Source organism: Ignavibacteriales bacterium (assembly GCA_026390815.1).
Taxonomy (GTDB): domain Bacteria; phylum Bacteroidota; class Ignavibacteria; order Ignavibacteriales; family SURF-24; genus JAPLFH01.
On record JAPLFH010000006.1, the window covers coordinates 241729 to 256894 of the forward strand.

The window sequence follows — 15166 nt, forward strand, 5'->3', positions numbered from 1 at the left end:
CTATATAGAGGTTTAAATGAATCCAAGTATTAAAGATGCGAGCCATAGAATGGATAAATCAATTGAAGCTTTCCGGGGTGAAATTGCCAAGATACGAACAGGTAAAGCAACAACGGCTTTGCTTGATGGAATAAAGGTAGATTATTATGGAACTCCAACTCCGCTAAAACAGGTTGGTAACCTATCTGTGCTTGATGTTCATACACTTGCAATTACTCCATGGGATAAAACCTTAGTGCCAATAATTGATAAGGCAATCCTTAGTGCTGATCTAGGTTTAAATCCTCTTAGTGATGGTACAAATATTAAAATTCCCATACCTGCCCTAACCGAAGAAAGAAGAAAAGATATGGTAAAATTAATTAAGAAGATGGGAGAAGATGCTAAGATTGCTATTAGAAACGTTAGAAGAGATGCAAACGAGCATCTGAAGAGGCAGGAAAAGGAAAAGAAAATTACCGAAGATGAATTGAAAGAAGCAGAAAAGGAAACTCAAAAACTTACCGATGATCATATTACAAACATCGATGAAATTATTAAGCATAAAGAAAAAGAAATAATGGAAGTTTAGACATTGATGATTGAAGGTTGCGGATTGCTGAATTGAAAACAATCTGCAATCTTCATTTTAATTTTGCCAAATACCCATTCACAACCCGTATTTATTTTATTTACCTATTTTTATTTTCAATAAAATATTGTAGTTTCCTCCCATATTAAAAACCATTCTTGTTCAACAACAAAAGGAATTCCATATGAAGATAAGAAAAGAGGAAGCGCTTGAATACCACAGCGAAGGCAGGCGTGGAAAAATTGAAGTCGTTCCTACAAAGCCCTGCGTTACATCAAGAGACCTATCACTTGCTTATACTCCAGGAGTAGCAGAGCCATGCATGGAGATTTACAGAAATGATGATGATGTTTACCGTTATACTGCAAAAGGAAATTTGGTTGCGGTAGTTTCTAATGGAACTGCGGTATTGGGCTTGGGAGATATTGGTCCGCACGCTGGTAAACCAGTAATGGAAGGAAAGGGGGTTCTATTTAAAAGATTTGCTGATATCGATGTTTTTGATATTGAACTGAAAACGCACAACCCTAAAGAAGTAATTAGATGTGTGCAGTTGCTCGAACCAACTTTTGGTGGAATTAACCTGGAAGATATTAAAGCTCCGGAATGCTTTGAGATTGAAGAGGAGTTGATCAAGACAATGAATATTCCGGTATTTCATGATGATCAGCATGGAACAGCAATAATTTCTTGTGCAGCTTTAATTAATGCCTGCGAAGTAGTTGGTAAAAAGTTAGATGAAATTAAAATGGTTATTAACGGTGCCGGTGCTGCTGCAATTTCCTGTTGTAATTTATATTTGAAAGCTGGGGTTAAGTTAGAAAACATTATAATGTGCGATTCTAAAGGAGTACTTACAACCGATCGAAATGATTTGAATAAATATAAATTAAAGTATGCCCGGGAAACAAAACTAAAAACTCTTGCTGAAGCAATGGTTGGCGCAGATGTATTTCTTGGTTTATCAATTGCCAATGTTGTTACAAAGGATATGGTCCGCAGTATGGCAAATGATCCAATAGTATTTGCTATGGCTAATCCAGATCCGGAAATTACTTATGAAGATGGAACTGCTGCACGAAGTGATATAATTATGGCAACTGGAAGAAGCGATTATCCGAACCAGGTAAATAATGTTTTAGGATTTCCATTTATATTCCGTGGAGCGTTGGACGTTCGTGCATCTGCAATTACAATTGATATGAAAATGGCGGCAGTTCATGCTTTGGCAAATTTAGCTAAAGAAAAAGTTCCAGAAATCGTAATCAACGCTTATGGTGGAAATGAATTTTCTTTTGGAAGGAATTACATTATTCCTAAACCTTTCGATCCGCGAGTGCTATGGTACGTTGCACCCGCTGTAGCCAAGGCTGCAATCGAAGGCGGAGTTGCCCGTGTTACCATAGAAGATTGGGCAGCCTACGAAGAACAGTTAAAAGAACGGCTTGGAATGTCTAAAGAAGTTATCCGTGTTATGGTTCATAAAGCTCAAAAAAATCCACAGAGAATTGTTTATAGTGAAGGTGAAGAAGAAAAAATCATAAGAGCAGCTCATGCAGTTTATGATGATAACATTGGTCATCCAATTCTTCTTGGTGACGATACGATAATTAAAACGAAAATTGCTTCTCTTGGATATGACCTGGAAGAATTTATAATTGTTAATCCTCTCCAATCTGAAAAATTTAATATCTACGCTAATGAATTTTTTGCTTCACGACAGCGGAAAGGATGTTCAGTAAGACTGGCAAAAGAATTAATGCGACAGTCAAATTATTTTGGATCGATGATGGTGAAGATGGGCGACGCAGATACCTTAATCGGCGGTTTAACCACATTTTACCCTGAAACTATCCGACCTGCATTACAGTGCATCGGAGTAAGAGATGGTTTTAAAGTGGTTTCTGGTTTATATATTGTAATTACAAAAAAAGATGTTTATTTCTTTGCTGATTGTACGGTTAATGTTAATCCTAATGCTGCACAGTTAGCAGAAATTGCAATTGCTGCCGCAGACACGGTAAAACAATTTGATATTGAACCCCGGACAGCCATGCTTTCCTTTAGCAATTTTGGAAGCGCACCATATCCGGAATCCATAAAAGTAAAAGAAGCAGTACAAATTGTGCAAAGGTTAAGACCAGACTTAAAAATTGATGGTGAGATGCAAGCTGATGCTGCTGTTGTTTCGCAAATACTGGAAAACGATTTTCCATTCAACAAAATTAAGGGAAAAGTTAATGTTCTGATATTCCCGGATTTGAATTCTGGTAATATTGCTTATAAGCTGATGGCAAGAATTGGAGAAGCAACAGTTGTTGGTCCAATCATAATGGGGATGAATAAATCTGTCCACGTTTTACAGCGCGGTGCCACAGTTGATGATATAATTAATCTATCGGCAATTGCTGTTGTAGATGCGCACCACAAATCAAAATAAATATTATTTAGAGACGGTGAAAGCCGTCTCTATTAATTAAATGTAGTTTTGTTTCTTTACCTTGATTTTACAATTATCAGTAAATGTTTTATCAGAGTAAATCTGAAGTAGTTTACCAAACACATTCTTTTTGTTAGAATAGAGCAATAAAAAAATTAAATCAACGGTTCGTATAGAAAATAAACAAATTATTTGGGCAATTTTTCTTAAAACAATCACAAAACAATTTAGTTTTATTATTTCTTGTTTTAATGTAATTTTTATGTGAGAATATTTCATCTTACAAAGATTTATTTTGGCAATCTATTGTTTAAAAACGTATTATATTTTATAGGAAGCATCGTAGTTTTTATCGCAGGAATGATTGCCTATGGTGTTATTCTGAAAGTAAGTGAGCCATCTATGCCAGAAGCTATGGTCTCTAAAGGATTACGTTATCTGGTAAATGTTTCTATTCATATTGATAGAAAAAAATTCAAGCTTGATCTGTATTCGGACACTATTTTAGTAAAATCATATAGCGCTGTTTTTGGAAGAAATAGTTCATCGCATAAAACTTTTACAAATGATGATACAACCCCAATTGGCAGATATCAGATTTGCAGTATTGATACTTTTTATAAATATCACAAATTGTTTAGATTAAATTATCCAAACCAGAAGGATGCAGCAGAAGCACTATCAATGAAATTGATTTCCAAGAATGAATATGATAAAATGGTAACCGAAATTGAAATTGGAGATTGCCCTCAAATTAAAGATGAAAAATTGATAATTGGAATTCACGGAATTGGTAAGTTAAATTATATTTTTAAAAATCTGCCATTTGTTTACAATTGGACTAACGGTTCCATTGCAGTAAGCAATGAAGACATTGACGAACTATATTCAGCAATAAAAGTAGGTACAGATGTTATCATCAAAAATTAGGTTTTTCAGCATTTTATTATTTTTAATAGCGGGAATGATTTTTATATCTTGTGATAAAAAAGATCCCGACAAACAAGTTTCCTATACGGTTTCTCCGGATTCTGCTGCAAGTATTGATAAAGCAATTCTTGCAAACGAGGCAAAGAAAAATCTTGGAGATAAAATACAAATCTTTGATACAGGTTTGTTTGAAAGTGACTCCCTAAAAGGATTGGTTGTTGGAAAGGAATTTATTGGTGACAAGGAATGGGGAATGAAATTTTATTATTATAAACTCATAAACAATACTCCAAAGCAGATATTTGAAACTCCACTGCTAAACGGTTCGTTTAATGAGTGCCTTGTAAGAAAAATAAAAATGGCAAACTATAATTATGAGATGATTTATTATGATTCGCAGGATTACTTTATGGGTTCGGGTGGTGGTGAAGTGTTTAATTATCTCATCGACTTGAATGAAAAGAATGTTTATTATGCACATTTTTTTACAACACCAGATAGACCGGTGTCTCTTTATTTATCTTCTAACATAAACAAACCTGATATTAAAGATTTTATAGTTAAGCATTTTCAAAAGGATTACCCTGGTTTGAGTATTGTTAACAAAGATATCAATCTTGATAAAGCGCTTTAAATTTAGATTAAACACGGAGTTCTATTGCCATACAGGATAAAGCTGCTTTTTATATTTGCATTTTTCCTTACAGCAAATATTTTTGCCCAGGAACCAGAAAATTTTGAACTGGTAAGCATTCAATTTCATGGTAATAATTCTCTTTCTACTTCCGATCTTACCGGGGTAATTGCTTCCCGTTCTACACCAAATTGGTTTTATATTTTTTTACATAGCATTTGGAAAAATATCGGTAAACCTGCCACTTATTTTGATTCAACTAAAATTCCGGAAGATGTAAAAGCACTGGAAAGTTATTACCGGGATAATGGATTTTTTGAAGTAAAAGTTATTCCGAAATATTACATCGATAAACCGGCTAAGGAAGCAACAATCGTTTTCCACATTGATGAAAACGAGCAATTTAAGATTAGTAGTTTTGTTGTACGGGGATTGAGGAATCTTCCAGATGAATTTAAAGAAAGGATAAACAATGATATTACGATTGATACAAATGACGTTTACTCTAAAGAAACGATTGAAAAAAATAGAGAAACTATATTAACTTTTCTGCTTGATCATGGTTATATGCTTGCGCAAAAATTTCCACCTCAAATATTAATTGATACTTCAAAAAAAACTGTTTCTCCAAGAATTAGATTTAGTCCAGGAATCAGATACAAGATCAAAGAAGTAAGAGTAGGTAAAACAGGTCCGGGTAAGGATGATGTTCAGGATACATTATTGAAAAAACTTGTTGCAATTTTACCTGGAGATTATTACAGCCTTGAAAATATAAATAAAGGTCAAATCAGACTTTATCGAACAAGTTTATTCTCTTCTGTTCTTGTTAATACTGTGCTGTCAGATACTGTTGGAAATCAGGTACCTCTTAATATCAACAGTGATATTGGAATGTTAAATGAATTTTCTCCAGAAATTATTTTGAATAACCAGGCGAGCGCTTTTAATTTAGGTTTAGGTTTATCTTATACAAAGAAAAATTTTCTTGGCGATGCACGTAATTTTACAATCGGAGCAAGTTTTGCTGTTCAGGATATTTTTAACGTAAATTATGCAAAAATTCCAAATTTCATCGCCATGAGTGATACTTCAATTTTAGGTTATTTAGATGCAAGAATAGCAATTGATCAACCATATCTTTTTGGAGATCCGATAAGATCGAAACTTGAATTATATTCAACAATCAATAAACAAAAAGAATATAAGTCAACTTCTCTTGGTTCAAAAATAAGTCTGGATTTTGAACTACCAAAGTTTGTTTACTTTACTGCCTTCCAGCTTTATTACGATATCGACAGATCAAAATACAGTTTTAACAGTGATTATATAAAGCGAATATTGGAGAGTATTGTTAAAAATGTTCGCCAGGATATTGTTGATTCTTTGACTAACAATCTGGGTTCAGCAGGTAAAAGAGATTTTACTACTTCAATAATAGGATTTGATTTATATGCCAATAAATCAAACGATCTGCTTTTTCCATCAAATGGATATTCTCTTTTTGTTACCTTACAAGAAGCTAACTTTCTCCCTGCTTTATTAGATAAATGGTTCAATAGTAAATTCCAGCCTAAAGCACAGTTTTATAAAATTGTAGTACAGGGAACTTTGTTCCCTCACATATACAAGTCAAACCTTTCCTCATTTGGGATGAAATTGAAAATTGGATATATACATACTTACAAGGGTTTATCTTCAGACATTCCATTTAACTCACGTTTTACTTCCGGTGGAAGCAACTCGGTTAGAGGTTGGAGAGCGCGGGAATTAGTCCCACTTTCCAATTCATATAGCGTTTATGATTTAACGGTGCAGAATTTTTTAGATAAATATCTGAACAAAATTCCAATTGGTGGAACGTTCCAGCTCGAAGGTTCAATAGAAACCAGAAACCGATTGATCGGTCCGATAGGAAGCGCACTATTTCTTGATTTTGGAAACACGTGGGATGGGTATAAACAATTCCGATTTGATAAAATTGCTGTGGCGGTTGGATTTGGTTTAAGATTTTATTCCTCATTCGCACCAATACGTGTGGATTTCGGATTCAAAGCCTATGATCCATTTGACGGAAAAACATTTTTCGAAAAATTTAAAAATTCATCTGTCTTCAATAATATAGAATTCCATCTTGGTATTGGAGAAGCGTTTTAATTTAAAGTTAGAAAATTTACAAAACAATAATTGATAAATGGAAAAAAATGAAGTGTAAAGTTATCTCACTATTTTTAATAGTTGTAGGCATCAGTAGTTCCAGTTTTGGACAAAAAGAATTCATCAGTGTGAATGGAAAGAAGGTTGAAATATTCACATCGAGTTTAGAGAACAACCAGAACGGGAAACCTGTAATCGTTTTCGAAAATGGAATGGCAAGTAAATATGGTAGCTGGGAAACTGTTATTAATGAAGTATCAAAAACATCCGCAGTATTTTCTTATAACAGACCAAGAATTGGAGAATCCGAGAATGACAGTCTGCCTCCAACCACCGAACATATCGTCAGTAATTTAAGAAAGATGCTTTCGGAAAATGGGCTCAATCCACCTTACTTATTAGTATCACATTCTTTTGGTGGTGCATATATAAGAAGTTTTGCGTCTTACTATCCAGATGAAATTGCCGGACTTATTTTTGTTGATCCAATCGATTTCACAAAAAAGAAAGGTGATGGAGATCTTCCATATTTGGAAATTGGATTAAAGCAACATCAAATCGATTCTATGTTTGCAAAACCTTACGATAATTTCATTAAAAAACTATATGCCGAAATGCCAAATTTTTATGTGGAAGAAGTAAAAATATCGAGGCAATTAACCAAAACTGAATTTGAAGAATGCAATCGTAATCCTTTACCGGATGTTCCTGTTCATTTTATCAAGGCTGGTGGATATCCCACAACTCCTGATGATAGGGGAGTAACAAGTTTTGATAAGGTGAAGTTGTTTAGAATTGATAACAATTTAAAGATGAAACGTTGGATGGCACTACTAGATCCATTGAAATATGGAAAGTTTTTTTATTGCTCTAACTCCGGACATTCTGTTCAAACTGATGATCCTGAAACAGTAATTTCAAGTATTAAACTGGCTCTGATTGATTACGACAGAATTCAAAAAGAAAAAGCAAACGACCATAAATAATAATTATGAGAGTTGACGTAAGTTTTTAATTAAGTTGAGAACATTTGTCTTTAACAAAATCCAATTCTATCTTGGAATTAAGAAGTGTTTTACAAAAATGTTAATGAGTTCCCATTCAAAATATATTTAGGCTGTTTAATATATTAGTGTTAAATTTTAAATAATTATTTATTTTATAGATTATGAATAGGTCATCTTTTAAAAGGATTTCGAAAATCCGAGTTGGGGAAGCTAAAAAACTTTTAGAGGAAAATCATTTTTGTGGTGCTTATTATTTAATTGGTTATTCAATTGAATGCGCTTTAAAAGCCTGCATATCCAAACAAATAAAGAAATATGATTTTCCCGATAAGAAATTAGTATCAGAATCACATACACATGATTTGGAAAAGTTAATTAAAATATCTGGTTTAATAACCGATTTTGATAAAGATAGAAAAAATAATTCTAACCTTGAACTCAACTGGACTATCGTAAAAGACTGGTCCGAAGCTTCAAGATATAGTGATGGATTTACAGAAAACCAAGCCCTCGATTTATATAATGCTTGTACAAATAGACAAAACGGAATATTAACATGGATTAAAAGAAGATGGTAAAAAATAATATATCTACAGAAATGGTAAATGAAGGGATTAGCTTAATAAAGAAGTTAGATTCATTAGAAATGCAACCTGAAGCTGCTTTATGGTTTTATGATGTTGATAAAAACAGTTGGAAATTCATCATTGCAGAAAAAAATTTAAAAAAGGAAGGACCTAAGTCCCTTTACAAAAAAATTCAAATCTTACTTTTAAATTCCCCAAATGAATTTCCTATTATTTCTCTTTCAGACATCGTTCTCTTGGATGAAAAGGAGCAACTTATATCACTTCTTCGTTCAGCTTATCGAACTGGTAAAGGTATTAGTAATATTAGATTCAGTCAAAATGTTATCAATGGCACAATGATAGAGGATGCTCTGATTTATAGACTTTAAATACACTGACCTACAAATTATTCAACATTTTGCATTAGTAATGAGATGTTTTTTAAATTTTTGGGATAGTGAACAATAGTAAAGTATTTTTGTTAATCATTTTCAATACCTTTTTCCTTTTCTTTACAACAATATTCATTTCCTTAATTTATTTCTTACTTTTATAAATATTCCATCAAACTATTTTCAGTTTTCGCTATTCTGTCTACATTTCTTTTGGTTTGTATGGCAGACGATTTTTAGGTAAATTTTAACAGTAAATTTAGGATGTTAAATGATCTCCAGTATGACTGGTTTTGGAAAGAGTTCAATTCAAAAAGATGGATATTGCTGCGACGCCGAAATTAAAAGTGTTAATAGCAGATATTTAGAAATTTCCCTTAAACTGCCTAAAAGCTTGATTAATAGGGAATATGAAGTACGCGAATTAATCAGGAATAAAATCAAAAGAGGTAAACTGATTATCAGTCTTCAACTTAAAAAGGATGGATTTGAAAACAGCAAACCAGTCCTAAATAAGGATAATCTTAAATTTGCAATTGGATTTCTTAAAGACGTTCGTAAACACTCAAAGATAAAAGATAAAATTACTCTTGGTCATCTTTTAAGTTTTCAGGAAATCTTTTTTTCTGAAACTTCAGAAGAATCTGAAGCAGAATTTATTTTGGTACAGGATGCTTTGCTGCTCGCTATTGATGAACTAAAGGAGATGAGGCAAAAGGAAGGAGAGGAATTATTCAAGGATATTTCACAAAGATTAATTAGCATTCAAAATTCTGTTAGCCAGGTAGAAGAAATAAGTAAGAAAAACATCACCGAATATTTTGAAAAGTTGAAAGAACGAGCAAGAAAAATTCTTGATAATGTTGTTGAAAATAGTGATCGGTTAGATCTGGAACTTGCTCTGCTTATAGATAAGTCCGATATTACTGAAGAATGCGTTCGATTAAACAGCCACGCAAAATTTTTTCTGGAAACAATGCATAACGAAGGTGATGTTGGTAGAAGATTAAATTTCCTTTGCCAGGAAATAAACAGGGAAGCAAACACGATTGGAAGCAAAGCATTATCAACAGAAATATCTCATTCAACTGTTGCCATAAAAGAAGAGATTGAGCGGATTAGAGAACAGATTCAAAACATCGAGTAGTAATTGAATAATAGTGGTGGAAAAATATTTGCAGTTTCTGCACCAAGCGGTGCCGGAAAATCCACGATTGTAAAGCAAATATTAAAGACATATCCGCAAATTATTTTTTCAGTATCAGCTACTACAAGAAAAAAAAGAAACGATGAGGTTGATGGCAGAGAGTATTTTTTTATTTCTGAAGATGAATTCAAAAAGAAAATTGAAAATGATGAATTTGTTGAATGGGAAAAATTTTACGATTATTACTATGGTACGTTAAAGAGTTTCATAAATAAAAACATACAATCAGGTAAATCTGTTATTATGGAAGTTGATGTTAATGGTGCTCTAAGCATTAAAAAACTTTATCCGGATGCCACTTTGGTTTTTATAGCACCTCCAACGTTTGAAGAGTTAGTTAATAGATTAAAAAACAGGAATACCGAAACAGAAGAAGATCTAAAGAAAAGAATTGAGCGCGCAGAAATGGAGTTGAGTCTTAAAGATAAATTTGATTATTTTGTAATCAACAACCATTTAGAAACAGCAATTTTAGAAGTAAAAAGAATAATTGAAAATAAATTAAAGGAGAATATAGATGCGAATTGAACCAATCGATTTAAAAAAACTTGATGAAAAAACGGCGAACGTATATGAAGCTGTTATTGTGGCTGCTAAAGAAGCAAAAAGAATTAATGAAGAAACAAGATTGGAATATAACACTCTTGTAACAACCATTCCCGCTAAAGGAATTGAAGATGATGCTGAAGATATAGATAATCCAGATCAGCTTAAGGTTTCTCTTGAATTTGAAAAGAGACCGAAACCACATCTTCGTGCATTACATGATTTGTTAGATGGAAAATTAGAATTCTATTACAAGCAGAATAGAGAAAAATGATTTATGATCCTTTAAGAAACAAAAAAATTATTCTTGGTGTAACCGGTGGGATAGCAGCTTATAAATCCTGCCTGTTAATCAGGAGCTTAGTAAATCGTGGAGCGGAAGTAAGAGTTATTATGACTCCTTCCGCTCTTCAGTTTATTGCACCTCTAACACTTTCTACACTTTCCGGCAATGCGGTAATTGTAAACATATTTCCGGAAACTCAAAAAAATGGTGTTGATCTAAAAACCTGGCACATAGAATATGCTCTATGGGCTGACTTAATGATAATTGCACCGGCAACCACAAATACGATTGCCAAAATTGTTCACGGCTTTTGCGATAATGCACTAACCACTGTTGTCTCAGCTTTAAGATGTCCTTTGATTGTTGCTCCTGCGGCGGATATAGATATGTACTCAAACAAAATAGCTCAAGCAAATTTTAATAAATTGAAAGAAGATGTTGGAGCTTACATTGTTGAAGCAGAAAAAGGAAATCTTGCAAGCGGTTTATCCGGAATTGGCAGAATGGCTGATGTAAATAAAATTGTTGATGCATCTGAAATAATCCTATCTGGTTACAATCAGGATTTACTTAATAAAAAAATTTTAGTTACTGCCGGACCAACTTATGAAGATATTGATCCTGTTAGATACATTGGGAACCGCTCCTCCGGAAAAATGGGATACAGCATTGCAAAGGCAGCATTCTTGCGTGGAGCAGAAGTAACTTTAATTTCAGGTCCATCTTCGGAGAATATCTACCAGGAAATAAATTTAATCCAAGTTCGTTCCGCTAAAGAAATGTTAAATGCTGTTAAGCAGAATTTAGAGAATAATAGCGCTTTAATTATGTCTGCCGCGGTTGCTGATTATACTCCGTTGGTTAAAGCTGAAACAAAAATTAAAAAAGAAGAAAATCTATCTTCCATTAAATTAAAAAAGACGGAAGATATTCTTGGTTCGCTTAAAAATAATAATAAAAAAATTGTAGGATTTGCGCTTGAAACTGATAATCAATTAAATAACGCAAAAAAGAAATTAGCTGAAAAGAATCTGGACATCATTGTTCTAAACTCAGTTAGCGCGGATAATTGTGCATTTGAAAGCGATACAAATAAAATTACGGTAATTCACAAATCCGGCGAAACGAAAGAGTTTTCATCAATGAGCAAATTTATGGCAGCTAACGAAATCCTTTCTGAATTAATTAAAATTTTATAGAATGCTCGAAAAAAATATAAATCTATTAATTGAAGCGCTTAAAGATCAACAAGAAATTTTTGGTGATGTTCTGTTTGAAAAATCTTCTTCCGGTAAAATTGATTATGAAGAAATTGGAATTGAAGTGAAAAAGAAAATAGAAGTGAAAAAGAAAATTGAAGTAAAAGAAGTAGTAAGTGAACCATCATTGAAAATTGGATATAAATTTAATAATAAGAATTTTGAAGTAAATAGTTTAGATGAATTTAATAAGCTGATTTGTGAATGCCAAAAATGTCCGCTTGGCAAAACAAGAAATAAATTTGTGTTTGGTGTTGGAAATCCAAATGCTGATGTAATGTTGATTGGAGAAGCTCCAGGTGCCGAGGAGGATGCTCAGGGTGAACCATTTGTTGGAAGAGCAGGCAAGCTGTTGACTGATATTTTAAAAGCAATTAATTTTGAGCGCGAAGAAGTTTATATTGCTAATATTATCAAATGCAGACCGCCAGGAAATAGAAATCCTCTGCCAGAAGAAATGGAAATGTGCATGCCATATCTTCAACATCAAATAGCACTTATAAAACCAAAAGTGATATTGTGTTTAGGCTTGGTTGCTGCATCTGCTATGCTGAATACCAAGCAGGCATTAGGAAAACTGAGAGGTAGTATTTTTGAGATTGGGAATATAAAAACTATGGTTACTTATCATCCCGCCGCCCTTTTAAGAAATCCAAATTGGAAAAAAGGATGTTGGGAAGATGTACAAAAGTTTAGAAAATTGTATGATGAATTGAATAAATAAATTCTTCGTTTTTTTATTAGAAAGATTCTTAAATTCCAAATAGTAACTTGATATTTTAAGAAACAGCTTGGAAATAATTCTGTAATTAGGTTTAGTAATGGCAAGAGCAAAAAAAAACGATACTGCTTTACAAAAAATGGAAGCTGCAAGTGTTAAACCACCGGCTGCACCAGAAGTTGAAATGTCTGTTTTAGGAGCAATGCTTATTGAAAAGGAAGCTGTTCCAAGGGGAATAGAATTACTTACAGCAGATAATTTTTATCTTAAAGAGCATCGGATAATTTTCGAGGCAATGAAAAATCTTTTTGAAGCAAATGAGCCGGTAGATACTGTAACGCTATATGAAGAATTGAAACGTTCTGGACAAATCGATCAGGCTGGTGGTCCAACTTATATTAGCAAACTTTCGCAAAATATTTCCTCCGCTGCAAATGTTGAGTACCACGCAAAGATAGTTTTAGAAAAACACATTTTAAGAAGTTTAATCTCTTCTTCGATGGAAATTGCGAAATCGGCTTATGAAGGTTCGGATGATGCATTTGAATTATTAGACAGTGCCGAGCGAAAAATATTTGAAATTACCGAACAGACTTTAAAAAAATCTTATACTCCAATGAATAAAGCTGTTACTGATGCGATGGAATACATCGAGCTGATACATGATAAAAAACGACAGCAGTTTGCCGTACCAACAGGATTTTACTTGCTTGATGATATACTTGGTGGCTTTCAGCGTTCTGATTTGATAATTCTTGCTGCACGCCCTTCGATGGGTAAAACAGCTTTAGCCCTGTGTCTTGCCAGAAACGCAGCAGTTGATTACAAAGTGCCTGTTGCCATCTTCAGTCTTGAAATGGCGACAATTCAAATGGTAATCCGTTTAATATGTGCTGAAGCCCGGCTGAATGCTCATTTAGTAAGAACCGGAAAACTGCCGATGGAAGATGCGCACAAACTTACAAAGAATATTCATCGTATTAGCGAAGCGCCGATTTATATCGATGATTCTCCTGCACAGACAGTTTTGGAAATAAGAGCCAAGGCGAGAAGATTAAAAGTTGAAAAAAAAGTTGGACTTATAATTATAGACTATTTACAGCTAATGAATTCTTCATCTAAAATGGAAAGTCGTGAGCGGGAAATCTCGCATATTTCACGTTCTTTAAAATCGTTAGCAAAAGAATTAAACATTCCAGTGCTTGCTTTAGCACAGTTAAACCGAGCTGTAGAAGCACGAACAGATAAACGACCCCAGCTTTCCGATTTGAGAGAATCAGGTTCAATTGAACAGGACGCGGATGTTGTTATGTTCATTCATCGACCGGAGTATTACGGAATTAAACAGGACGCCGATGGAAACAGTACGGAAAACATTGCTGAAATAATTGTTGGCAAGCAGAGAAATGGTCCTACAGGCGATGCCCATTTAACATTTTTAAGAGATTATGCCCGGTTCGAAAACCTTGAAGAATCCAAGTACAGAACACAACTTGCTAGACAAGAATCAGAAGTTAAAGAGGAGGATTATCCATTTTGAAAACTTTAATCACTTTATTAATAACTGCTTTATTTTCAATTCTCACATTTTCTCAAGTAGATTTTACTGAGAAAGATAAAGAAATTTGTAAATCAAAATTTCAATTAGCAGTTGATAAACAGCTAAATCAAAAAGCAATTAACGATGTAATTGCGGAAATTGGAAAAAGTTTTTTAGGACTTGAATATGAAGCCCACTCTCTTGAAAAGGAAGGTGATGAAAGGTTAGTTGTTCATTTAACTGGTCTTGATTGCACAACTTTTCTGGAGAATGCTTTGGTATTTGCCCGGTGTGTAAAGTCCGGCAAAACATCTTTCGAAGATTATCAAAATGAGCTAACAAAGGTTCGTTACAGAGATGGAAAGATAGCTGAATATCCTTCACGCCTTCATTACTTTTCTGATTGGTTTTACGATAATGAAAAAAAAGGAATTGTAGAAAACATTACCAAAAGCATTGGTGGAAAAATCTGCCCAAGTAAAGTTGGTTTTATGACTAAGTACAGAGATAAATATGTTCAAATTGCTACCAACGATAAGTTTTATAATCTAATTAAAAAACAGGAAGATGAAATAAATGGCAGGGGATTTTATTACATTCCTAAAGCAGATGTAAGTAAGATTGAAGATAAAATTGGTAATGGATATCTGATTGCCATTACTTCTGGTGTTGATGGATTAGATATTGCCCACGTTGGTATTGCCGTTAAATTGGATGATGGCAGAATTCATTTTTTGCATGCTCCATTAAGTGGTGCTAAAGTTCAGATAACCGAAAAACCTCTTCACGATTATTTGGCGAAGAATAAAAACCATACTGGAATTGTAGTTCTTAAACCTTTGGAATTAACCAGTAAATAAAATGTTAATTTGAAAATTGAAGATTGGATTATTGTAATAATTTCCAA

General features: G+C 33.4%; 15 protein-coding genes and 1 pseudogene. All 16 read left to right on the forward strand.

What is annotated here, in order from left to right; all coding sequences use genetic code 11:
• Positions 1-16 precede the first annotated feature (16 nt).
• The 16 genes and pseudogenes from frr (at position 17) to NTX22_02270 (ending at position 15119) form a co-directional block, all read left to right on the forward strand.
• The gene (frr, locus tag NTX22_02195; GenBank protein MCX6149318.1) at positions 17-571 is read left to right on the forward strand and encodes a ribosome recycling factor; all 555 of its coding nucleotides are present in this window, start codon (positions 17-19) and stop codon (positions 569-571) included.
• A gap of 184 nt (positions 572-755) precedes the next feature.
• Positions 756-1979 (forward strand): annotated as a pseudogene (locus tag NTX22_02200) (NADP-dependent malic enzyme).
• Positions 1980-2045: 66 nt separating this feature from the next.
• Positions 2046-3011 carry a phosphate acyltransferase gene (locus NTX22_02205; GenBank protein ID MCX6149319.1) on the forward strand — a complete coding sequence of 322 codons (966 nt, stop codon included), beginning with the start codon at positions 2046-2048 and terminating at the stop codon, positions 3009-3011.
• 306 nt (positions 3012-3317) lie between these two features.
• Entirely contained in the window at positions 3318-3941 is a 624-nt protein-coding gene (locus tag NTX22_02210; protein ID MCX6149320.1) for a L,D-transpeptidase, read from the forward strand.
• Positions 3922-4575: a hypothetical protein gene (locus NTX22_02215; GenBank protein MCX6149321.1), complete on the forward strand. Its 654-nt coding sequence runs from the start codon at positions 3922-3924 to the stop codon at positions 4573-4575. The genes NTX22_02210 and NTX22_02215 overlap by 20 nt, the downstream gene beginning before the upstream one ends.
• Positions 4576-4599: 24 nt before the next feature.
• A complete protein-coding gene (locus NTX22_02220) occupies positions 4600-6732 on the forward strand; it encodes a BamA/TamA family outer membrane protein (protein ID MCX6149322.1) in 2133 nt (710 codons plus the stop codon).
• Between the two features lie 47 nt (positions 6733-6779).
• Positions 6780-7718 (forward strand): alpha/beta hydrolase, encoded by a 939-nt coding sequence (locus tag NTX22_02225; protein ID MCX6149323.1) that lies wholly within the window; start codon positions 6780-6782, stop codon positions 7716-7718.
• Positions 7719-7900: 182 nt separating this feature from the next.
• The gene (locus NTX22_02230) at positions 7901-8317 is read left to right on the forward strand and encodes a HEPN domain-containing protein (protein MCX6149324.1); all 417 of its coding nucleotides are present in this window, start codon (positions 7901-7903) and stop codon (positions 8315-8317) included.
• On the forward strand, positions 8311-8697 hold the full coding sequence (locus NTX22_02235; protein MCX6149325.1) for a hypothetical protein: 387 nt from the start codon (positions 8311-8313) through the stop codon (positions 8695-8697). The genes NTX22_02230 and NTX22_02235 overlap by 7 nt, the downstream gene beginning before the upstream one ends.
• A gap of 274 nt (positions 8698-8971) precedes the next feature.
• Positions 8972-9847, forward strand: a complete 876-nt coding sequence (locus NTX22_02240) for a YicC family protein (GenBank protein ID MCX6149326.1) — start codon at positions 8972-8974, stop codon at positions 9845-9847.
• Between the two features lie 3 nt (positions 9848-9850).
• Positions 9851-10435 carry a guanylate kinase gene (gene gmk, locus NTX22_02245; protein ID MCX6149327.1) on the forward strand — a complete coding sequence of 195 codons (585 nt, stop codon included), beginning with the start codon at positions 9851-9853 and terminating at the stop codon, positions 10433-10435.
• Complete coding sequence (locus NTX22_02250; protein ID MCX6149328.1) at positions 10425-10727, forward strand: DNA-directed RNA polymerase subunit omega; 303 nt, start codon at positions 10425-10427, stop codon at positions 10725-10727. Before gmk ends, NTX22_02250 begins: the two co-directional genes overlap by 11 nt.
• Positions 10724-11938, forward strand: coding sequence for a bifunctional phosphopantothenoylcysteine decarboxylase/phosphopantothenate--cysteine ligase CoaBC (coaBC, locus tag NTX22_02255; GenBank protein ID MCX6149329.1), 1215 nt, complete (start codon positions 10724-10726; stop codon positions 11936-11938). Before NTX22_02250 ends, coaBC begins: the two co-directional genes overlap by 4 nt.
• Position 11939: 1 nt before the next feature.
• A complete protein-coding gene (locus NTX22_02260) occupies positions 11940-12722 on the forward strand; it encodes a uracil-DNA glycosylase (GenBank protein ID MCX6149330.1) in 783 nt (260 codons plus the stop codon).
• Positions 12723-12819: 97 nt separating this feature from the next.
• On the forward strand, positions 12820-14259 hold the full coding sequence (gene dnaB / locus NTX22_02265; GenBank protein MCX6149331.1) for a replicative DNA helicase: 1440 nt from the start codon (positions 12820-12822) through the stop codon (positions 14257-14259).
• Positions 14256-15119, forward strand: a complete 864-nt coding sequence (locus tag NTX22_02270) for a DUF1460 domain-containing protein (protein MCX6149332.1) — start codon at positions 14256-14258, stop codon at positions 15117-15119. The genes dnaB and NTX22_02270 overlap by 4 nt, the downstream gene beginning before the upstream one ends.
• The last annotated feature ends 47 nt before the right edge of the window (positions 15120-15166 follow it).

Excerpts from the sequence above, each read along its gene's own strand:
- frr (MCX6149318.1), top strand. The coding sequence starts at position 17 with ATGAATCCAAGTATTAAAGATGCGAGCCATAGAATGGATAAATCAATT.
- NTX22_02205 (MCX6149319.1), top strand. The coding sequence starts at position 2,046 with ATGGTTCATAAAGCTCAAAAAAATCCACAGAGAATTGTTTATAGTGAA.
- NTX22_02215 (MCX6149321.1), top strand. The coding sequence starts at position 3,922 with ATGTTATCATCAAAAATTAGGTTTTTCAGCATTTTATTATTTTTAATA.
- NTX22_02225 (MCX6149323.1), top strand. The coding sequence starts at position 6,780 with ATGAAGTGTAAAGTTATCTCACTATTTTTAATAGTTGTAGGCATCAGT.
- NTX22_02230 (MCX6149324.1), top strand. The coding sequence starts at position 7,901 with ATGAATAGGTCATCTTTTAAAAGGATTTCGAAAATCCGAGTTGGGGAA.
- NTX22_02235 (MCX6149325.1), top strand. The coding sequence starts at position 8,311 with ATGGTAAAAAATAATATATCTACAGAAATGGTAAATGAAGGGATTAGC.
- NTX22_02240 (MCX6149326.1), top strand. The coding sequence starts at position 8,972 with ATGATCTCCAGTATGACTGGTTTTGGAAAGAGTTCAATTCAAAAAGAT.
- NTX22_02250 (MCX6149328.1), top strand. The coding sequence starts at position 10,425 with ATGCGAATTGAACCAATCGATTTAAAAAAACTTGATGAAAAAACGGCG.
- coaBC (MCX6149329.1), top strand. The coding sequence starts at position 10,724 with ATGATTTATGATCCTTTAAGAAACAAAAAAATTATTCTTGGTGTAACC.
- NTX22_02260 (MCX6149330.1), top strand. The coding sequence starts at position 11,940 with ATGCTCGAAAAAAATATAAATCTATTAATTGAAGCGCTTAAAGATCAA.
- dnaB (MCX6149331.1), top strand. The coding sequence starts at position 12,820 with ATGGCAAGAGCAAAAAAAAACGATACTGCTTTACAAAAAATGGAAGCT.